Consider the following 21,115-nt stretch of genomic DNA (forward strand, 5'->3'; position numbering starts at 1 on the left):
GCTATCTCAAAGCCAACTTAACTTTACGTTTTTGCCAACATCCTAAGCCGTCGGGCAACGTTTCATTAATCAACAAGTAGGAGTGGCTGACATGGGTCACTTTGCCATTATTGCGTCCGAGGTATTGACCCGGCTTAACTTTATAGACGGTGCCATTGGGAGCCTGAACGAGGCCAGAAACCGTGTTATCCATGCCCATGACACCTTTCAAACGTAATTGGCTTAATGGGAATTTTTCTAATTTGCCAGTTCGCCTTCTTGAGGGCGGTTGCCAACAATCTTTTCTTGCAACTGGCTGAGTCGCGATAGTGGCTTCTTTGGGTAATTCAAAGGGTGCACGCTGTACTTCCGGTGCGTACGTGACTGCAACATACTTGTCTGCGGGCTTAAGCTTCTCGACCTCTCGACGCGCCTGTGTTTCCACTCCTCGAATAAAATCCGTCAATGATTCATCATTCGCCTGGCAGCCCATCAATAGAGAACCCATCAGTACCAGCAACAAAGACTTACTTGTCATTTTTCGTCTCCTCCGGCTTAAACTGATAGGTATTAGCACGCACCCGAAAGTGCAGGGTTTCGCTCTCTTGGCTGACACGTTGCCAAGTCACATCTTTAAACGTGATGATTCGAGGTAGCGTCGCTATCGCCTGAGAAAAATGGCCGATGTCATGAAAGTCGCCCGTTAACTCAATGTTTAAAGGGAGACGATAAAGGAAGTGCTCTGATTGTTTTTCGCCCCAGTCGATTCGGGTGAAAGTCAGCTTATTGTCGATGCCAAGCTCATTCACTGAAGCGAGCATTGTAGCCAGCTCTTTTTGCGCAGGCAGTTGCTGTAGTAATAACTCGTAACGAGTGGTAAGTTCATCCAATTGAGATTGAAGCTGAGGCAACGCTGCCACTTTGTTCGCTTTGATCTTCAATGCCACCTTGAGTGTCTGCTCCTGCTGAATCAAGTGATTCAACTGTTCGTCTTTCGGTTTAAGGTAAAACCAATAACCTAAGCCTTGAATCACCATGATCAGAAGCGCGATTACTACAATCTGGGGCCACAATGGCCACTCGGCCATTTCATCTATTTCGAGATCCTGCCAATCAACCACGTTGAGCCTCCAATTTCTTCTCCGTTACTTTGAACATGAAAGACACTTTGAATGTTTGAAACTCTTTCCCAAAACGGGCTTTGCCGTGAACGATGGAATGCATTTCTACGTCGTTCAACTTGGCCGAGCGCTCCATGTTGTCTAGCATCGTGGCAAGTTTTGGAGTGCTATCTGAGATCCCAGAGATCTCAATTTCCAGATCATTCATTTTGATCTTGTCGACATATACACCTTCAGGGATAACGGCAGGCATTAAGTTCATGAACTCGGTCGTTTTGTTTCGTCCGTTTTGTAAACCTTCAACGACCTTTAGACGTTCGAGGATTTTACTGTGCTCTTGCTCTGCAATTTTCATTGCTTCAATACGCTGGTCGAGTTCGGCAATGTAGTGAGTGAGGTAATCGAGCCGCTCCTGTTGTTGATCTTGTTGGTACTCAAAAAACTTTCCAATACCCCACTGGATGCCAACAGCGACCAACATGCCTAATGCGACCAAACTGATGAAACGACGTCGGTGCTCTTCTCTTTGATTCTCTCGCCAAGGAAGTAAATTAATGCGATAAAGCACGGGCGCCTCCTAGCCAATGAATGCCACGAACGGCCAGTCCGGCTGCTGTTGAGAAATGCTGCCAATCCACAGCGCGACGCTTACGCTTAGACACCTTCATCTCAAATAGCCCTAGCGGATTTAGCAATTCACACTCTAACGACAATTGTTGAGACAACTCCTCTGCGAGCATGGGAGTGGAGGCCCCTTCCCCTGATAACCAGATACCCTTGATATTTTGTGAGCCATTGATTGAGGTATAGAGCTGCATCTGGCGCTTTACTCGCTCTACGATTTGACGGTTAAACAGCTCTGTTTTCTCCTGAGCATCATCGGACAGAAAATCGACTGGAGAAGCGCTGTTTGCTCCGCGTGTGCCGTAAGCAAACTCTTTGTGAAACAGTTCACCTTGTTCGGTAAACATGGTGAAGGAGCTCGATAAGGTGCCAATATCGAGTAAGCAGTATTTGTTTTTGTCAGGAAAGCGATCGGCGGTGAGCTTCCAGATATGACCAAGGCTTTGCGAATGCACGTCCACTAAAACAGGTTTTAGTCCGGACTTTTGTAATGCATCGACTCGGCCTTCTACCACATCTTTTCTTGTCGCAAACACTTGATAGCTATCACTGCCACTCTGCCCGCCCTCCGCGAGAAGACGAACGAAGTCTAAACTCAGCTCTTCGACAGGGAATGGCGATTGATGAGAAAAGGCTTGTATCACTGCAAACTCAACTTCACTCTCTTCAAGATTTTGTTCTATTTGCAGTTTCTTGCTAATTACCGAGTTATCAGGAACTGAAATCGCAACTTTTTTAGCGCCAAAAGGCAGTTCTTTTTTTATCTGCTTGAGGGTCTTTACAATTTCTTGATGATTTATGGTGTTATTTTCAGCGACAATACCTTCCTTTAGTAATATTTCTTTGTAACCCAACAGAGCGTAATTGTTGCCTGTGGGTTTAAGTACTACGGCTTTGAGGCTGTTATGGCCTATATCGATGCCGGTAACGATTAGCTTATCCATCTCTTACTCTCGCTCCGAAATTTCTTCGTGCAAAGGTTGTTATTAGCATCCAAATAAGAGTTAATATCTCTTATGTGCTAAATTTTTGACCTAAGAGTACAAGGGTTTGCCGTTACACAGCCTCAACCAATCAGGGATTCTCCGGTGAAGTTCATAAAGCGTTTATTATTTTTAACATTGATTTGCATAATTCTTGGAGTCACCACAATATTTGGCTTCTATCAGTATGTGAAGCCTGAATTGCCAGATGTTGCAACTCTAAAAGACGTTGAATTACAAACACCTATGAAGGTGTTTAGTCAAGACGGGAAGCTGATCGCACAGTTCGGTGAAAAGCGTCGTATTCCTGTTACTTATGACGAAATTCCTCAAGACTTAATTCACGCGCTCATCGCAACCGAAGATAGCCGTTTCTACGAGCATCCTGGTATCGACCCTATCGGCATCACTCGTGCAGCTGTTGTTGTTGCGGTTTCAGGCTCGGCTAAACAGGGTGCAAGTACGATTACGCAACAGCTAGCTCGTAACTTCTTCTTATCTAATGAGAAGAAGATCATGCGTAAGATTAAAGAGATTTTTATTGCTATCCATATTGAGCAGCTTTTAAGTAAGCAAGAAATCATGGAGCTTTATGTCAATAAAATCTTCCTTGGTTACCGCTCATATGGCTTTGGTGCTGCCGCTCAAGTGTATTTTGGTAAGAGCCTTGATGAATTGACGTTAAGTGAGATTGCAACACTCGCTGGTATGCCAAAAGCGCCATCAACCATGAACCCAATTTACTCTCTTGAGCGCGCAACAAAACGCCGTAACGTTGTATTAATGCGAATGCTTGATGAGAAATACATTACACAAGAGCAGTATGACGAAGCACGCAATGAACCTATCGTGGCGCGTTATCATAGCGCTGAGATTGAGCTTTCCGCACCTTACGTAGCAGAGTTGGCTCGTGCATGGGCAGTAAAAGAGTACGGTGAAGAAGAAGCTTACACCTCTGGCTTGAATATCTACATGACTGTGGATTCTAAACTGCAAGATGCTGCGAATACGTCTGCGGTAAATAACCTCTTGTCATACGATGAACGTCACGGCTACCGTGGTGCAGAAAGTGTGCTTTGGAAAGAAGGAGAAGCGGCCTGGGGCAATGAGCAAATAGAAAAGCACCTGAAGAAACAGCCAACTTATGGTGACCTTTACCCTGCGGTTGTGACGAAAGTCGATGATAAGACGGCGCAAGTATGGGTTAAGAACCATGAAGAGCAAACCATCCCTTGGACTGGAATGCACTGGGCGCGTAAGTACATTACTGATAACCGCCAAGGCTCAACACCAAAGTCAGCGCATGATGTGCTAGCGACAGGTCAACAAGTTTGGGTTCGCGAAGTAAGTGAAACCGATGAAGATGACAACACAACACTGAGCTGGAAACTGAGCCAAGTGCCGACAGCAAACACCGCGTTTGTTGCGATGAACCCAGAAAATGGCGCGATATTGTCGCTGGTTGGTGGTTTCAACTTTGTTCACAGCAAGTTTAACCGTGCAACCATGTCAGTGCGTCAGGTTGGTTCAAGTATCAAGCCTTTCATCTACTCGGCAGCAATTGACAAAGGGCTGACTCTAGCGACTTTGATTAACGATGCGCCAATTAACAAGTGGGATGCAGGTTCTGGTTCAGCTTGGCGACCAAAAAACTCACCACCAACTTATGGTGGCCCAACGCGTCTTCGCCTCGGCTTAGCTCAATCAAAAAACGTCATGGCAGTGCGTACACTCCGTGAAGTTGGCCTCGAGGAGACACGTCAGTACCTTACTCGTTTCGGTTTTGATATTAACCAAGTACCACGCTCTGAGACCATCGCACTCGGAGCTGGCAGCTTAACACCAATGAAAGTGGCACAAGGTTACTCTGTGTTTGCAAACGGTGGTTATTACGTTGAACCATTCTATGTAGAACGCGTGGAAGATGCATTCGGTGAAGTACTGTTTAAAGCCAATCCAAAGAGTGTTTGTCATAAGGATTGTCCGCAAATGAGCGAGCAGCCAGAAAATCGCTACGCTGATGAATTTGGCGAACAAGACGTCGCGATTGATGGCCTAGCGACAGACAATGCCCTTGAAAATGATGAACCTCAATATGCACCGCAAGTTATCTCCGAACAGAATGCATTCTTAATGCGTGAGATGATGTACAGCAACATTTGGGGTGGCGGTAACTGGCGTGAAGGCACAGGTTGGAATGGTACAGGCTGGCGCGCGCAAAAACTTGGTCGTCGTGATATCGGGGGTAAAACGGGTACAACGAATGATTCCAAGGATGCTTGGTACAATGGCTATGGACCTGGTGTCGTTGCGATAGCTTGGGTTGGCTTTGATGATCATTCACGTGCACTTGGCCGCACCACTGTTAACAGCAACCTAGGGCAAGGCCAAATTTCTGGTGCCGAGTCGGGTGCGAAAACCGCAGAGCCTGCTTGGATCGACTTCATGCGTGTTGCGCTAGAAGGGACGCCGGAGCAAGGTAAAAATATTCCAGAGGATATTATTCGAGTTCGTATTGATCGCAACAGCGGTATGCTAACGCACAAAGTAGATAGCACATCAATGTTCGAATACTTTGAAAAAGGCACGGAGCCTACCGAATACGCTGGCGACCGTTTAGAAGATAGTATTTATTCTTCAGGTTCTGGCGCAGAAGAACTGTTCTAAATCACAAAAGCACAAGGGAGAGCATCAAGCTCTCCCTTTTTATTTCTGCTTTTTATGCTGCAGCATTCAATGATGGATAAGAAGCCAACACCTCTTTAATCTTCGCTGCTAAAGCTTCAAACCTAGCTCGTAATGGTGAGCCCGGACGGTATACGAGCACGATATTACGCGAGGGGGTTGGGTTAACAGCTGGTACGTAGCATACGCCATCTTTTTGCTTCTCATTAGGGATAGAAAGCTGAGGCAATAACGTAATCCCCGCACCGGCAGCAACCATGTTGCGTAACGTCTCCAAGCTGGTGGCTTTAAAACGCTCATCGTCTTTTGCACCAGCGGCAAAACAAAAACCTAACGCTTGATCTCGCAGACAGTGGCCGTCTCCCAACGCTAAAACGGTTTTACCATTCAGCTCCAACATATCAACATGGTCGAGAGAGGCCCACTCGTGGTCACATGGCACTGCGACACTTAATGGCTCTTGATACACTTCGATCTCTTTAAATGGCGCAGTTTCATCAACCGAAGCTAAAACTAAGCAATCTAGTTTGCCTTCTTCCAATTGACGCACTAATTGATGTGTTTGAGCTTCGTGCAGAAATAGTTCCAACTCAGGAAATGCTTCTTTTATCTGCGGCAGAATTTTGGGTAGTAGATAAGGCCCAACCGTCGGGATGAAACCAATATGCATCGGTCCAGTCATAGCTCCGCTTTGACCGCTTGCCATATCTCTGAAGGTTTTCACTTCACTTAAGATGCGTTTAGCCTGCTCCACCAGCTGTAACCCTGAATCGGTAAACAAAACACGTCGGCTGCTTCGCTCTAAAAGCGTGGTCCCGAGTTCGTCCTCTAGTTTACGAATTTGCCCACTCAATGTTGGCTGGCTAACAAAACATGCCTCTGCCGCTTTGCGAAAGTGCTTATGTTCCGCAAGTGCAACTAAGTACTCAAAATCTCGAATATTCATACTTCACGCTTCGCTTCTTTAACAATAGCTAATACCTATCAAAACCATAACACCAAACGATTAGAGCTATCAAAGGATTTTTACAATAATGGGCTCAACAAAACGAAACAGAGCGACGAAAAACGCTAAGCTCTATACGCATAATTTAAAATAGTTAAAGGAAATCATTATGTTTGTATCTAAAGAAGGTCAACAAGTCCCTCAAGTTACTTTTCCAGTTCGTCAAGGTGACTCTTGGGTGAATGTAACGACCGATGAGCTATTTAAAGGTAAGACCGTTATCGTATTTAGCTTACCGGGTGCATTTACTCCAACCTGTTCATCAAGCCATCTACCTCGTTACAACGAATTGTTCCCTGTATTTAAAGAGCACGGAGTGGATGAGATTATTTGTGTCTCGGTCAATGATACGTTCGTGATGAATGCATGGAAACAAGACCAAGAAGCAGAAAACATTACCTTCATCCCGGATGGTAATGGTGAATTCACCGATGGCATGGGTATGTTAGTGGATAAAAACGACATCGGCTTTGGCAAACGTTCATGGCGTTACAGCATGCTAGTAAAAGATGGCGTAGTGGAAAAAATGTTCATTGAGCCAAACGAACCAGGCGACCCATTCAAGGTGTCAGACGCAGATACGATGCTGAACTACATAGCGCCTGACTACAAAACGCAAGAATCCATCACTGTGTTCACTAAACCAGGCTGCCCTTTCTGTATGAAAGCGAAACAAAATCTGATTGACCACGGTCTTCAATATGAAGAAGTGATTCTGGGTAAAGACGCAACAACAGTTAGTCTACGAGCTATATCTGGTCGCACGACTGTTCCACAAGTTTTTATCGGTGGCAAGCACATCGGCGGTAGCGAAGAGCTAGAAGCGTATCTAGGCTAAGCTGTCCATAGCCTACACCCTCGGTCTCCGGTGCCTTTTGGCTCGGAGGCCAACCCTAAACCACTTCTTCTACTAGTCTAGATAAGTAGTCATCTGCCAATAAGGTGACTACTTATCCAGATTCAACTATCCAATTCACTCTCCAAGCTCAATGTAGCTAGCTTGGCTTAAAACAAAAGCGAGAGTTCACGATGAAACAAGTTAATGTCGACGTAGCGATTATTGGTGGCGGGACGGCTGGTCTTGGTGCTTATCGAGCAGCAAAAGCTCATACCAACAGCGTGGTAATGATTGAGGGCGGTCCCTACGGAACAACCTGTGCTCGTGTCGGATGCATGCCGTCTAAGCTGTTAATTGCGGCAGCAGAAAGTGTTCATCAAATCGAAAAAGCACCTGGATTTGGGATACACCCGCAAGGTGAAGTACGAATTAACGGACGAGAAGTTATGGATCGTGTAAAGCGCGAACGCGATCGTTTTGTTGGCTTTGTGCTTGAAAGTGTCGATGATATTCCCGCTGAAGACAAACTATCGGGCTACGCGAAGTTTGCCGGTGACCACACTCTCATCATAGATGATCATACTCAGGTCACCGCACAGCGCATTGTTATTGCGACAGGATCTCGTCCAGCATATCCGGCAGCTTGGAATGAACTGGGTGATCGCCTAGTGATTAACGATGATGTATTTGACTGGGATGACTTACCAGAGTCAGTGGCAGTATTTGGCCCAGGAGTCATCGGCCTTGAATTGGGTCAGGCTTTACACCGCCTAGGAGTAAACGTGAAGCTCTTTGGCATTGGAGGACAAGTGGGCCCACTGACAGACCCAGAGGTGATGGCGTATGCAGATAAAGCCTTTAAGGAAGAGTTCTACCTTGATGCAGATGTAAAAGTCGAAAGCATGAAACGCATTGCTTCGTCAGACAATGACGGCGAAGACAAGGTCGAAATCCAATTCATCAACCATGATGGCGAATTAGAAACTTTCGTTGTCGATTACGTATTGGCTGCAACGGGTCGTCGTCCAAACGTAGATAAGCTGGCGATCGAGAACACCAATGTGGCGCTCGATGAACGTGGCGTACCAACGGCGGATCACTATACATTGCAAACTTCGGTAGAGAGCATCTTCATCGCAGGTGATGCAAGTAACCAAATTCCACTGCTGCACGAAGCCGCTGACCAAGGCCGTATTGCTGGAGACAACGCAGGCCGTTTCCCAGATATTCGTGCGGGTCTGCGTCGCTCACCAATTTCAGCCGTGTTCTCCGACCCTCAAATTGCTATGGTTGGCGAAACATATAAACAACTAGAAACACGTCTAGGCACATGTGGATGTTTCGCAACCGGTGAAGTCTCGTTTGAAAATCAAGGACGTTCGCGCGTCATGCTTCGTAATAAAGGCATTCTGCATGTCTACGGAGAGCAAGGCACTGGACGTTTTTTAGGTGCAGAAATGATGGGCCCGAATGCAGAGCATCTTGCTCACCTTTTAGCATGGGCGCACCAAAATAGGATGACGATTTCTGAGATGTTAGATATGCCCTTCTATCACCCAGTGATTGAAGAAGGCGTCCGCACCGCTCTACGTGATTTGAATGCAAAACTACACTTAGGGCCAGAAATGGTGAAACATTGTCTTGACTGCGGCCCTGGCTGCTAACGCTTTCAGGCTTCTATCTAAATATAAAGCAAAGCCTCGTCATCAACGAGGCTTTGCTTTACTACTTCGGTGCAATGAAATCTCTCTTACGCTGCCATCATTGCATAGCGGCTGACCATACAAATCGCGACAACACCGATCATAAAGAACCCACCAGCGATACTCAGCGCAAGTTTCAACTCTGTCGACATCATTATATTTCCTGTTAAAGACTGACAGCGCACCATACATCAATTACGTGCCACAAAGCTTTTACAAAGCTAACTTTCCATTTTTGGTTGTGTCATGGCGATCTAAGCCCGTGTAAGAAACGCTTTCCACCATTTAGTTAGATATATAATCTGAAGCAACACTAATGGTTTGGAAAACACTATGACTTGTCGCCGCTGCGAAGAACATTGGTTTTGGAAAAAACTTGGACGTTGCCAACGATGCTTGGATCAATTGACGGTACTTTCTGTACTGTGTTGGATTGTATGGTGGTTTACGCTCAAAGATGATCCACAAAGCATCGAGTCGATCGCTTTGATCTTTGCCGGCTTCGCTTTCAACGTTTTGTTGTTTTTACACTTATGGATGCGTTTTGTCATCTTGCCTTGGCAGCGTCGACGGGGACAAAAAAAGGCGAATAAAAAAGAGAAAAGTGACAGATAGAAAAAAGCCCCAAAACCAATGTCAGTTCTGGGGCTCTCTTAGATTCTTCTAAGAAAAAGCAGTGGTACTTTAATAGACCGGGCTTCCTCTCAAAGGTTCCAAATTTTTTCGATTTTTTTAGCGAATACTGATGTAAGTAAACAGGAAAATGACTATGTCATTGAATGCTAATAAAATCACTCCACAACTTCAGTTCATGCCACATGCGTTTTTTGGATCACTTGCTCCATTAAATTGATCTCAAGCGCTACCTCATCACATGCATGTTGACGTGGGCACTGATCGCAATCTTTCAGAACTTTCTCCGGCAGTAATGACTTCGATGTCGGTAAAAAGCTTTGCTTCATAAAGAACTCAGGCGTTCGCGTTAGAACAAAGACTTTCTTGATCGCCATCTGGCGCGCTTTCTCAACCAAATAGTTCACAATCGCACTGCCCTGCCCTTGGCCTTGCCAGCCCGCTTCGATACCAAGAGAGCGTATTTCAGCCAACCCTGAGTCATACACATATAGAGAAGCGCAACCCGTCACTTCACCATGATGCTCAGCCACCGCGAAAGAGCCAATATCTCTCACGAGCTCATTACGAGAGCGCGGAAGATTCTCACCAAGGTTCGCCCAGTAAGCAACCATACCTTCCAACGTTTCAATGTCCGTCAAACGTGCAGGACGCACTTTCACCGCCGAGCTGTCACGCTGGCTCAGGCGCTTATCCGCTTGTTCTACCGCGTAAGCGACCTGGTGAGGCGAAACACCCCCCAAAGCACAACGCTTTTCCAAACACGAATCGATAGTCAGAATGTCATACACATCATCTTCAATCACCTCAGAGAAGGCTTTTAGCTCTTGCAGAGACAATTCTTCCAGCGCACAGCCTTTAGCAATAGCACCAACGACCGCGACACCGACGATGTGGTGAGCTTCACGGAATGGGATGCCTTTCGCCACTAGGTAATCAGCCAACTCAGTCGAGTTTGCGTAACCTTGTTTCGCCGCTTCTAGTGTGCGCTCGCCATTCACTTTAATACCGTCAAAACACAGAGCTGCCATTTCCATGCAGTCGTTCCATGTATCTAAAGCGTCAAACAACCCTTCTTTATCTTCCTGCATGTCTTTGTTGTACGCCAATGGCAAGGCTTTAACTGTCATCATCATGCTCGATAATGCGCCATAGACACGCCCTGTCTTACCACGGATCAACTCAAGTGCATCTGGGTTTTTCTTCTGTGGCATTAATGACGAACCAGATGTCACCGTATCCGCTAACTCAATGAAGTTTGACTCGCCTGAATTGTAGAAGATCATATCTTCTGCAAGACGAGAAAGGTGAAGCATAGAAATCGACGCCACCGACATCAGTTCCATCACATGATCACGATCTGAAACCGAATCGAGTGAATTACGCGTAGCACGGTGGAAACCGAGATTATGTGCTAATTGTTCGCGATCAATCGGATAAGCCGTTCCCGCTAACGCACCCGAGCCAAGTGGACAAGTGTCGAGACGCTGTAAGGCATCATTCAGACGAGAGTAGTCACGCTCGAACATTTCAACATAAGCCAAGCACCAGTGAGCAAAGGTTACAGGTTGAGCACGCTGAAGATGAGTATAGCCTGGCAATACGGTGCCTTGGTGCTGTTTAGCAACATGGACCATTTGTGCTTGTAGGCGATCTAAAGCAATCAATAATTGCTGACCTTGCTGACGACACCAAAGTTTCAAGTCTGTGGCGACTTGGTCATTCCGAGAACGCCCAGTGTGGAGTTTTTTACCTAAATCTCCCACTTTACTGATTAGCTGCTGTTCAACCCAAGAGTGGATATCTTCTGCATCAGAGCGAAGAATTTGGTGAGGGTCTTCCATCACTTCTAACTTCAGCTCATTTAAAGCAAGTTCCAGTTTCTGCTGTTCTTCTGCCGATAGCACATCAACAGAAAGCAGAGCTTTAGACCATGCGATTGAACCTACGATGTCTTGCTCAGCCAATCGGTAGTCAAAACGCAACGAATCATTGAACTCTTTAAATCTGGTGTCTGCCGCTTGGGTAAATCTTCCGCCCCATAATGCCATTGCGTCTCTCCTGATGACTATTGCTTACTCTAACGTTCTCGAATGAGTAGTAACCAATTTGATGGTCATTAGCTCACTTTTTCTTATGGGTCAACGTTACGGCAATTTCGATAAAAAATAAAGTATAAATTCAATATTTTTACATATATATTCAAACTAACTTTAGATACCCGCTTTTAGAAACCAAAAGACCCGCCTATAAATGGCGGGTCTTTATTCAATCCGAGATGGATGTTAAGGGATTATTTCTTCTGGCTGTTCAATGCACGAATACGGCTTGATAGCGAGTAAAGACGGATAAACCCACCTGCATGGCTTTGGTCGTAAACTTCATCTTCACCAAAAGTCGCGAACTCTTCTGAATACAAGCTGTTGTCAGAACGTTTTTGCGTCACTGTCGCTTGACCTTTGTAGAGCTTAACAACCACTTCACCGTTAACGTCTTGCGCTAGCTCTTCTGAAGCGGCAAGGATCGATTTACATAGTGGCGTAAACCAACGGCCATCGTATACAAGGTGAGACGCTTTTAGACCTAGCTCCTCACGGAATTCGAATGATGATTTGTCTAGCACAAGCTGCTCTACAGCACGCAGCGCTTCCATCATGATGGTGCCTCCCGGTGTTTCATAACAACCACGAGACTTCATCCCAACAAGACGGTTTTCCACGATATCGATACGGCCAACACCGTGCTTAGCGCCCTTCTCGTTTAGGTAAACCAGTGCGTTGTATGGTGTCATCACTTCACCATCAACTTCGACCACTTCACCTTTTTCTACTTTCAGCGTGACGTATTCCGCTTCATTTGGCGCTTGCTCTGGGTCGACAGTCCACACCCAGCAGTCTTCGTTTGGTGCGTTCCACGTATCTTCTAAAACGCCGCCTTCCGTCGAAATGTGCCATGCGTTTGCATCACGTGAATAGATCTTAGTAAGAGACGCAGAGCAAGGAATATTACGCTCAGCTAGGTAATCCAAACACTCTTCACGGCTCACTAGGTCCCACTCACGCCAAGGTGCAATCACTTGTAAGTCCGGTGCTAGTGCTGCGAATGCGCCTTCAAAACGTACTTGGTCGTTACCTTTACCTGTACAGCCATGACACAGAGCGTCCGCGCCCACTTTACGTGCCACTTCAACCTGCGCTTTGGCAATGATTGGACGCGCCATTGATGTACCTAGCAGGTACTTACCTTCGTAGTACGCGCCAGTTTTTAGCGTTGGGTAAATGTAGTCTGCGACCATTTCTTCTTTCAAGTCAGCGATGTAGCACTCAGAAGCACCAGAGGCTTTTGCTTTCGCTTCAATGCCTTCTAGCTCTTCGGCACCTTGACCAACATCGGCAACGAAAGCCACTACTTCACAGTCGTAGTTCTCTTTTAGCCACGGGATAATTACTGAAGTATCTAGACCGCCTGAGTATGCGACTACCACTTTATTTACGTTCACTTTGCTCATGTTTTTTCTCCAAACTTAACTGGCGCTGCGCTCGGCGGTCAGTGCCAACTACGACTTCCTAATATTGAATTCTTTTGCTGATGCTTATTGAGGCAAGAATTGAGTACCAATACTTTCACCAGCGAATAACTGTGCTAATTTTTCTGGGTAACGCCAGGTCGCGACTTCAATTGGACGGCCAAGATCATTGGCGGCCTCCAAAGCAGCTTTAACTTTGACGATCATGCCATCGGTGATCACATGTCCATCGATCAACGAGTTAGCTTGCTGCTCTGACAGGGTTTTGATCAAATGGCCTTTTCCATCTAATACACCACTCACGTCTGATAACAGGACTAACTCCGCATCTAATGCGCCCGCAACCGCGACTGCTGCTTGATCAGCATTCACATTCATCATCTGGCCATCTTTGGTTAAACCAATTGAACTGATGATCGGCAGTGCACCTGTGTTTAGCACCGCTTGTAATAGTGCTGAGTCACCCGGTGATACTTTGCCTACCGCGCCGAGTTCTGGGTCAAGTTCTTCAACAAGACACAAACCACCATCCGCAAGGCTAAGGCCCACAGCGTTAAGACCGTCCGCAATCGCTTGACCTTGAAGTAACTTATTCGCAGTGCCTGCAAGCGCGCCTGCAATCACAGGAATTTGATCGTAAGGCGTTACGCGTAAACCGTTTTTCTTAACGGTTTCAAGCTGAAGCTTTGCCATCAACTCATCAACTAGGTAACCACCGCCATGAACGATGGCGATTTGTCGCTGTGCCGATTTTTGGTAAGCCGCAATGGCACCAAAAAGTTGGCTTAAGGTTTGAGTGCATGATAGAGCTGCACCACCTAGCTTAATGACTAAAGGAGCTTGATTGGTTTGCGTCATCGCATTTCCCTCTTTCAACGACTACAGCAACGCTGTCAGTTCTGGGTAACCGTAATGAATATTGAGACATTGCATCGCTTGACTCGATGCACCTTTAAGTAGGTTGTCGATAGCTGAAATCACAATGATGTGTTCGCCTTGTACCTTCCAGCCGATATCGCAGAAAGGGGTATTTTCGACATCCTGAATACGTGGAATACCGTCGCCTTTAAGACGCACCGCAGGCTTGCCTTGATAAGCTTGTTCAAACGCCTGTGCCACTTGTGCTTCTGTCACACCTTGCGCAAGCTTCATGGTGATAGTGGCAAGAATGCCGCGTTTAAAGTTGCCGAGGTGCGGAGTAAAAATCACATCGCAACCCAAGTGCTGAGCAATCTCTGGCTGGTGACGATGGTTAAATACACCATAAGGTTGCAAGCTCACTTCACAGAAGCTGTTAACCATGGAGGCTTTACGCCCTGCACCTGATACACCACTGGTTGCGTTGATCACTGGCCATTGGTTGGTATCGAGCAACGCATGTTCTAATAAAGGTTTGATTGCAAGCTGTGAAGCGGTTGGGTAGCAACCTGCTACTGCAATCAAAGGAGTGGTTTTTATTGATTCTTGGTTCCACTCTGCTAAGCCGTATGCTGCTTTATCTAGCCAGTTGTTATGTTGATGTTCGAAGCCATAAAAAGTGTCGTAAAAGCCTTCACTTTTCACACGGAATGCACCCGATAAATCGAATACCTGACAGCCTGCCTCCAAGAAAGTTGGGGCTAAATCATGGCTGACTTCGTGAGCCGTTGCCAAAAACACCACGTCCGATTCTTGAGCGATTTGCAGTGGATCCGTTAGTGGTAAAACTGGCATATCAATGATGCCCGCTAGCTTACCGTGCAGCTGCGCGATGCTCTTTCCCGCATCAACACTGTTGGCGGAAACGTATAAACCTGATAGCGTGAGTTGTGGGTGTTTATTAACCATTAACGCTAACTCTGCGCCGGTGTAACCGCTGGCTCCAATAATCGTGGTTTTTAGCATTGTGTAACATCCATATACTTAAAGGCTCAAATGACTATTCATATTTAATTTTTGCTTTATTTTGATTTTTTATTCATTAAATATGATTTAATATGTGTTTTACATTTTTGTGGTCTGTCTGTCAACAGGAGATTTGAAGAATCCATGCAATTACCAACTTTTCTAGAGGTCTATGAAGGACTCATCAGCACCTCTTCTATCAGCTCCACGGATCCGAGCTGGGATCAGGGCAATGCAAAAGTCATCGAAAAACTCGCATCTTGGTTTAAAGATCTGGGTTTTAGCGTTGAAGTGATCGAAGTCGAGCCAGGCAAGCACAATATGATCGCACGTATGGGTGAGGGTGAAGGTGGCCTTTTACTTGCTGGCCATAGCGATACCGTGCCATTCGATCAAGGGCGATGGAATTTTGATCCGCATAAACTGACGGAAAAAGACAACCGCTTCTACGGTTTAGGCACAGCAGACATGAAAGGCTTTTTCGCCTTTATTTATGAAGCAGTGAAGAAAGTCGATTGGAGCAAGCAGAGCAAACCACTTTACGTATTAGCCACTTGTGACGAAGAGACCACCATGTTGGGCGCGCGACATTTCACAGCAAACGCCCCATTTAAGCCGGATTACTGCATCATTGGTGAACCCACCAGCCTTGTACCAATTCGAGGTCATAAAGGGCATGTGGCAAATGCCATTCGCGTAACAGGCAAGTCCGGTCACTCATCGGACCCAGCGCTTGGCGTTAACGCTATTGAGATCATGCATGAAGTCATGTTCGCCATGATGCAACTGCGTGACAAATTGATTAAAGAATATCACCATCCGGGTTTTGCCATTCCAAGCCCTACCCTAAATCTTGGACACATTCACGGTGGTGACAGCGCTAACCGTATTTGTGGTTGCTGTGAGCTGCATTACGACGTGCGTCCTCTTCCCGGCATTAGCCTTGATGGTTTAGAGAACATGTTGCGCGGAGCATTAAAAGAAGTCGAAGCGAAATGGCCTGGGAGACTGGAGATTATTCCATTGCATGAGCCTATTCCGGGTTACGAATGCCAACATGACCACCCATTTATTGGTGGTGTTGAAGAGATCTGCCATACCAGTTCAGAAACCGTGAACTACTGTACTGAAGCACCATTTCTACAGCAGTTGTGTCCAACCTTGGTGCTCGGCCCTGGGTCAATCGACCAAGCCCATCAACCGGATGAGTTTCTATCCTTCGACTTTATCGACCCCACAATTGATGTGCTTTCAAAGGCGATGGTCAAGTACTGCTGTTAATACGCGTTTAAGCTCGAAAGTCTGTGCAGCTCGATTGAGCTGCATCTTTTTATCTTCACAATTTAGCGCGAGTCTTAACACTTATTTAACTTGTTATTTTGTAATTAATTTTCACTTCTTACTCTATGGCTGCCGTAAATTTGCTCTAAATCAGGAGACAGCGGAATAATTGCAAACTTAGTCTGCTTTATTTGACTATAACTGGTGCTTTTCGCTAGATTGGAGTCTTAACAAGGACAATGGATGTAGTTTTTTTACGAGGCAGGACGACAATGAACGAGAAATACGCCGCACTCAAAAGTAATGTGCGCATGTTAGGCCACTTATTGGGTAACACCATTCGCGATGCCCATGGCGAAGAAATCTTCGAGAAAGTGGAAACCATTCGTAAATTATCCAAATCAGCTCAAGCAGGGAATCAAGCAGACAGGGACAGCTTGATCGAAGAAATCAAACATCTACCTGATGAGCAGCTAACGCCCGTTACTCGCGCGTTTAACCAATTTCTAAACCTCACCAATATCGCTGAGCAATACCACACGATTTCACGCCATTGTGAAGAGCACATTTGCGAGCCAGACGCGATTAACTCGCTGTTTTCTAAACTGGTACAAAACGATGTGAGCAAACTGGACACTGCCCAAGCGGTTCGTGATCTAAATATTGAATTGGTATTGACGGCTCACCCAACAGAAATTACGCGCCGCACGATGATCAACAAACTGGTCAAGATAAACGAGTGCTTATCAAAGTTGGAGCTAAGCGATCTTTCTTCTAAAGAGCGCAGAAAAACCGAACGCCGCCTAGAGCAACTGATTGCCCAAGGCTGGCATTCAGACGTGATTCGACAACAACGCCCAACTCCGTTGGATGAAGCAAAGTGGGGCTTTGCGGTCGTTGAAAACTCGCTATGGGAAGCAGTACCGGACTTCCTACGTGAGATGAATGACCGTCTAAAATCTTACCTTGGAGAAGGTTTACCCATTGATGCTCGCCCAGTGCACTTCTCCTCTTGGATGGGTGGTGACCGTGACGGTAACCCGTTTGTTACTCACAACGTTACGCGTGAAGTCTTACTTTTGTCTCGTTGGAAAGCCGCCGATCTTTATCTCAATGACATCAACGAGTTGATCAGCGAGCTGTCTATGACAGTTTCAAACGATCAAGTCCGTGAGCTTGCTGGCGAAGATCAGCACGAACCATACCGTGCGATCCTGAAGCAATTACGCACTCTGCTCAATGAAACCAAAGATATTCTCGATGCTAAGATCCACGGTCAAAAGCTGGCTGTTAAAGCACCACTGCAAAAAGTCGAGCAACTTTGGGAACCGCTGTATGCCTGCTACCAGTCACTAAACGAATGTGGCATGGGTGTAATAGCCAACGGCTCACTACTGGATACACTACGCCGCGTAAAAGCATTTGGTATCCATCTTGTACGTCTTGATATCCGCCAAGAGAGCACGCGTCACTCAGACGTCTTGTCTGAACTAACTCGCTACTTAGGTATTGGTGATTACGAACAATGGAGCGAGCAAGATAAGATTGCTTTTCTAACTAACGAGCTTGCATCTAAACGCCCGCTTCTCCCTCGTGATTGGGAACCGTCTGAACCCGTCAAAGAGGTTTTGGATACCTGCAAGATTGTTGCAGCACAACCGCGTGAAGCGTTTGGCGCTTACGTTATTTCAATGGCACGTACCGCCTCTGACGTACTAGCCGTTCATCTACTGCTACAAGAAGCTGGTTGCCCTTACCGCATGGATGTGTGTCCTCTGTTCGAAACGCTAGACGATTTGAACAACGCAGAATCGGTCATCAAGCAGCTTATGGGGATTGACCTTTACCGTGGTTTTATCCAAAACCACCAGATGGTCATGATTGGTTACTCTGACTCAGCGAAAGATGCAGGTGTTATGTCTGCTGGTTGGGCTCAGTATCATGCGATGGAATCGTTAGTTAAAGTGGCTGAAGAAGAAGGCGTTGAGCTAACTCTATTCCATGGTCGTGGGGGCACAGTCGGTCGCGGTGGCGCACCTGCGCATGCTGCGCTTTTGTCGCAACCACCAAAAAGCTTGAAAGGCGGTTTACGTGTAACAGAGCAAGGCGAAATGATCCGCTTTAAACTGGGACTCCCAGATGTCGCAGTAAACAGCTTTAACCTATATGCAAGTGCGATTCTGGAAGCCAACTTGTTACCGCCACCGGAGCCAAAACAAGAATGGCGCGACTTGATGGAAGTGCTATCAGAAGTAAGCTGTGAGTCTTACCGAAATGTGGTTCGTGGCGAGCCAGATTTCGTGCCTTACTTCCGCCAAGCAACACCAGAACTCGAACTCGGCAAGTTGCCACTTGGTTCTCGTCCTGCAAAACGAAACCCTAAGGGCGGAGTAGAAAGCTTACGTGCAATCCCGTGGATCTTCTCATGGAGCCAAAACCGTTTGGTACTCCCTGCATGGCTAGGCGCAGGCGAAGCGATTCAATACTCGATCGATAAAGGCCACCAAGCATTGCTCGAAGAGATGTGCCGCGAATGGCCGTTTTTCTCTACTCGTCTCGGCATGCTAGAGATGGTGTACTCGAAGTGTAATATTGATATCTCTCGCTACTACGATGAGCGATTGGTGGATGAGTCGCTCCGTCCACTCGGTGAAAAACTTCGTGCTCAGCTTCAAGAAGACATCAAAGCGGTACTGAATGTAGAGAACAATGAAAACTTGATGCAGCATGACCCTTGGGGACTCGAGTCGATTCGCTTACGCAATATCTACGTTGAGCCATTGAATATGCTACAAGCAGAGCTACTATACCGCACGCGTCAAACCGAAGAAGCTTCTGCAAACTTGGAAGAAGCGTTGATGGTGACGATTGCTGGTATTGCTGCTGGTATGCGCAACACAGGCTAATCGTTTCATTTTTAATAAAAAGCTGGGCAAATGCTCAGCTTTTTTTTATCACAGGATAATCGCACCAAAACAAAAGCAGTCAAATAAACCACTAGAGACCCAAAAAATACCAAAACAAAAGAATAAAAAACCACAAGTTAACACTATTGATTATTATGTTAGTTTTTTAGGGTAATTTTGTCCTACTATTCCACTTCATGCTTATTATTTATATACTACTTGCCTGCTGAGAGCTCATAAATCCAATCATACCTGCTCCAGCCTTGATGGGACTCCCCATCTCTCTAGGTGATAAACGGCTTTAAGGTGACAGGACCAACATTGTTGGTGCTACTTATACATTAAAAAACTCAAGTGCCAGTAAGAGCGCAGCTGAAAGTATAAGTAGCTTGTTTACAAGTTTATTGACCATTTGGATTGAAGACATGTCATTACCACACGTAATCTTAACTGTTCTTAGCACTCGCGACGCAACCGGTTACGATATCACTAAAGAATTCTCTGCTAGCATCGGTTACTTCTGGAAAGCAAGCCACCAACAGGTGTACCGTGAACTCAACAAAATGGCTGAGAAAGAACTGGTTACTTGCGTATTAGAACCCCAAGAAGGCAAACCAGACCGCAAGGTTTACTCCATTACAGACGCTGGTCGCAGCGCTTTAGGAGAGTGGTTTGATCAACCAACTGCACACCCAACAGTTCGTGATGAGTTTTCAGCGAAATTGATGGCATGTGCCGTTCAACCTGCAGCTCCATTCCGTGACCAACTCGCCGAGCTAGTTGAAGAGTCTCGCAAACTGGTTTCTCACTACAAAGAAATTGAAGCGGCTTACTACGCAACGCCGTCAACTTTAGATAAACAAGCTCGCCTAGAACGTCTAACGCTTCGCCGTAACCTTCTGTTACGTGAAACTTGGATCACTTGGGCAGAAGAAGTTCTAACTGAACTTGAAGTGATTGGTTAAACTCCTTTTGCTTTGATAAAACGAAAAAGGCTTGCCACTTGGCAAGCCTTTTATCTTTTTGAAACCAGATTTACGCACCGACTACTGCGCGAGGACGAACACCCAACGTATGGCATAACGCGTAAGTCATCTCTGCACGGTTTAGTGTGTAGAAGTGAAAGTCCTTAACCCCTTCACGACTCAGTACACGCACCATATCAATAGCTTGGCTAGCTCCTACAAGCTGGCGAGTCACCGGATCATCATCCAAACCATCGAATTGTTTGCTCATCCATCCTGGTACTTTCACGTTGTTCTGTGCCGCAAAGCGAGACGCTTGCTTAAAGTTCGATACAGGCAAAATTCCTGGCACAATTTCTACGTCAATTCCTGCTGCGACACAACGGTCACGGAATCGCAGGTAAGACTCAACGTCAAAAAAGAACTGAGTAATAGCACGGTTTGCACCTGCATCTACCTTACGTTTTAGGTTCAATAAGTCAGACTGTGCGCTTTTAGCTTCAGGGTGAACCTCAGGGAATGCAGCAACGGAGATATCGAAATCGTGGCGTGATTTCAGCAGCTCAACCAAATCCGAGGCATACATATCAGGCGCACCGCCACCTGGAGGAATATCACCACGCAGAGCGACGATATTTTCAATACCATTGTTCCAATAATCATCGGCAATATTAATCAACTCTTCACGAGTCGCATCAATACAAGTGAGATGGGGAGCGGCAACCAATCCGGTTGTTGCTTTAATTTCTTTAATGATGGAGTGTGTTCTGTCACGCTCGCCGGAGTTCGCACCGTAAGTCACAGAAACAAATTTAGGTTGAAGCGTTTTAAGACGGTGCACTGAATTCCAAAGTGTTTCTTCCATCTTAGCGCTGCTTGGCGGAAAAAACTCAAACGATACATTGATGTTATCTGATAACTCAGCAATATTCTGGTTCAAGGCGTCGATATGGCCTGCGTGCGTATATCCCATCTTACTCT

General features: G+C 46.2%; 17 protein-coding genes. 7 read left to right on the forward strand and 10 right to left on the reverse strand.

Annotated features, from left to right (window positions below):
* Position 1: 1 nt before the first annotated feature.
* Genes R7P69_RS22570 through pilM form a run of 4 tightly spaced genes read right to left on the reverse strand, consistent with a single transcriptional unit; the run spans position 2 to position 2,668 of the window.
* Positions 2-517, reverse strand: a complete 516-nt coding sequence (locus R7P69_RS22570) for a pilus assembly protein PilP (protein ID WP_005382766.1) — start codon at positions 515-517, stop codon at positions 2-4.
* Positions 507-1,100: a type 4a pilus biogenesis protein PilO gene (locus tag R7P69_RS22575; protein ID WP_318121694.1), complete on the reverse strand. Its 594-nt coding sequence runs from the start codon at positions 1,098-1,100 to the stop codon at positions 507-509. The genes R7P69_RS22570 and R7P69_RS22575 overlap by 11 nt, the downstream gene beginning before the upstream one ends.
* Positions 1,093-1,668, reverse strand: a complete 576-nt coding sequence (locus R7P69_RS22580; RefSeq protein ID WP_005381323.1) for a PilN domain-containing protein — start codon at positions 1,666-1,668, stop codon at positions 1,093-1,095. The genes R7P69_RS22575 and R7P69_RS22580 overlap by 8 nt, the downstream gene beginning before the upstream one ends.
* The gene (pilM, locus tag R7P69_RS22585) at positions 1,652-2,668 is read right to left on the reverse strand and encodes a type IV pilus biogenesis protein PilM (RefSeq protein WP_033907304.1); all 1,017 of its coding nucleotides are present in this window, start codon (positions 2,666-2,668) and stop codon (positions 1,652-1,654) included. The genes R7P69_RS22580 and pilM overlap by 17 nt, the downstream gene beginning before the upstream one ends.
* Positions 2,669-2,812: 144 nt before the next feature.
* Between pilM and R7P69_RS22590 the strand changes: the two genes are divergently transcribed.
* On the forward strand, positions 2,813-5,374 hold the full coding sequence (locus R7P69_RS22590; protein ID WP_025768081.1) for a penicillin-binding protein 1A: 2,562 nt from the start codon (positions 2,813-2,815) through the stop codon (positions 5,372-5,374).
* Between the two features lie 52 nt (positions 5,375-5,426).
* Here R7P69_RS22590 and oxyR read toward each other — a convergent pair whose 3' ends face one another.
* Entirely contained in the window at positions 5,427-6,338 is a 912-nt protein-coding gene (gene oxyR / locus R7P69_RS22595; protein WP_005381326.1) for a DNA-binding transcriptional regulator OxyR, read from the reverse strand.
* Positions 6,339-6,507: 169 nt separating this feature from the next.
* Here oxyR and R7P69_RS22600 point away from each other — a divergent pair, with 169 nt between their 5' ends.
* The 3 genes from R7P69_RS22600 to R7P69_RS22610 all read left to right on the forward strand — a co-directional run bounded on the left by R7P69_RS22600 (position 6,508) and on the right by R7P69_RS22610 (position 9,554).
* On the forward strand, positions 6,508-7,236 hold the full coding sequence (locus R7P69_RS22600; RefSeq protein ID WP_005382781.1) for a redoxin family protein: 729 nt from the start codon (positions 6,508-6,510) through the stop codon (positions 7,234-7,236).
* 191 nt (positions 7,237-7,427) lie between these two features.
* Positions 7,428-8,900, forward strand: a complete 1,473-nt coding sequence (locus tag R7P69_RS22605; protein WP_238952129.1) for a dihydrolipoyl dehydrogenase — start codon at positions 7,428-7,430, stop codon at positions 8,898-8,900.
* Between the two features lie 372 nt (positions 8,901-9,272).
* Positions 9,273-9,554 (forward strand): DUF3624 domain-containing protein, encoded by a 282-nt coding sequence (locus tag R7P69_RS22610; RefSeq protein WP_017633527.1) that lies wholly within the window; start codon positions 9,273-9,275, stop codon positions 9,552-9,554.
* A 194-nt stretch (positions 9,555-9,748) separates the two neighbouring features.
* On the opposite strand, the gene argH is transcribed toward R7P69_RS22610, so the two are convergent.
* From argH to argC, 4 genes are all read right to left on the reverse strand, one after another.
* Positions 9,749-11,623 (reverse strand): argininosuccinate lyase, encoded by a 1,875-nt coding sequence (gene argH, locus R7P69_RS22615; protein ID WP_017633526.1) that lies wholly within the window; start codon positions 11,621-11,623, stop codon positions 9,749-9,751.
* Between the two features lie 242 nt (positions 11,624-11,865).
* Positions 11,866-13,080, reverse strand: coding sequence for an argininosuccinate synthase (locus R7P69_RS22620; RefSeq protein ID WP_005381332.1), 1,215 nt, complete (start codon positions 13,078-13,080; stop codon positions 11,866-11,868).
* A gap of 84 nt (positions 13,081-13,164) precedes the next feature.
* Positions 13,165-13,956, reverse strand: coding sequence for an acetylglutamate kinase (gene argB / locus R7P69_RS22625; RefSeq protein WP_005382789.1), 792 nt, complete (start codon positions 13,954-13,956; stop codon positions 13,165-13,167).
* A gap of 21 nt (positions 13,957-13,977) precedes the next feature.
* A complete protein-coding gene (argC, locus tag R7P69_RS22630) occupies positions 13,978-14,982 on the reverse strand; it encodes an N-acetyl-gamma-glutamyl-phosphate reductase (protein WP_005382790.1) in 1,005 nt (334 codons plus the stop codon).
* A gap of 144 nt (positions 14,983-15,126) precedes the next feature.
* Here argC and argE point away from each other — a divergent pair, with 144 nt between their 5' ends.
* The 3 genes from argE (at position 15,127) to R7P69_RS22645 (ending at position 20,134) form a co-directional block, all read left to right on the forward strand.
* A complete protein-coding gene (argE, locus tag R7P69_RS22635) occupies positions 15,127-16,263 on the forward strand; it encodes an acetylornithine deacetylase (RefSeq protein WP_238952130.1) in 1,137 nt (378 codons plus the stop codon).
* 272 nt (positions 16,264-16,535) lie between these two features.
* Positions 16,536-19,169 (forward strand): phosphoenolpyruvate carboxylase, encoded by a 2,634-nt coding sequence (gene ppc / locus R7P69_RS22640; protein ID WP_005381336.1) that lies wholly within the window; start codon positions 16,536-16,538, stop codon positions 19,167-19,169.
* Between the two features lie 425 nt (positions 19,170-19,594).
* Complete coding sequence (locus R7P69_RS22645) at positions 19,595-20,134, forward strand: PadR family transcriptional regulator (RefSeq protein WP_005382791.1); 540 nt, start codon at positions 19,595-19,597, stop codon at positions 20,132-20,134.
* Positions 20,135-20,204: 70 nt separating this feature from the next.
* Here the strand turns inward: R7P69_RS22645 and metF are convergent, their stop codons facing one another.
* Positions 20,205-21,107: a methylenetetrahydrofolate reductase gene (gene metF, locus R7P69_RS22650; protein WP_005381345.1), complete on the reverse strand. Its 903-nt coding sequence runs from the start codon at positions 21,105-21,107 to the stop codon at positions 20,205-20,207.
* Positions 21,108-21,115: the final 8 nt, after the last annotated feature.

The sequence above is a fragment of the Vibrio sp. 661 genome, from assembly GCF_033339315.1.
Lineage (GTDB): Bacteria > Pseudomonadota > Gammaproteobacteria > Enterobacterales > Vibrionaceae > Vibrio > Vibrio alginolyticus.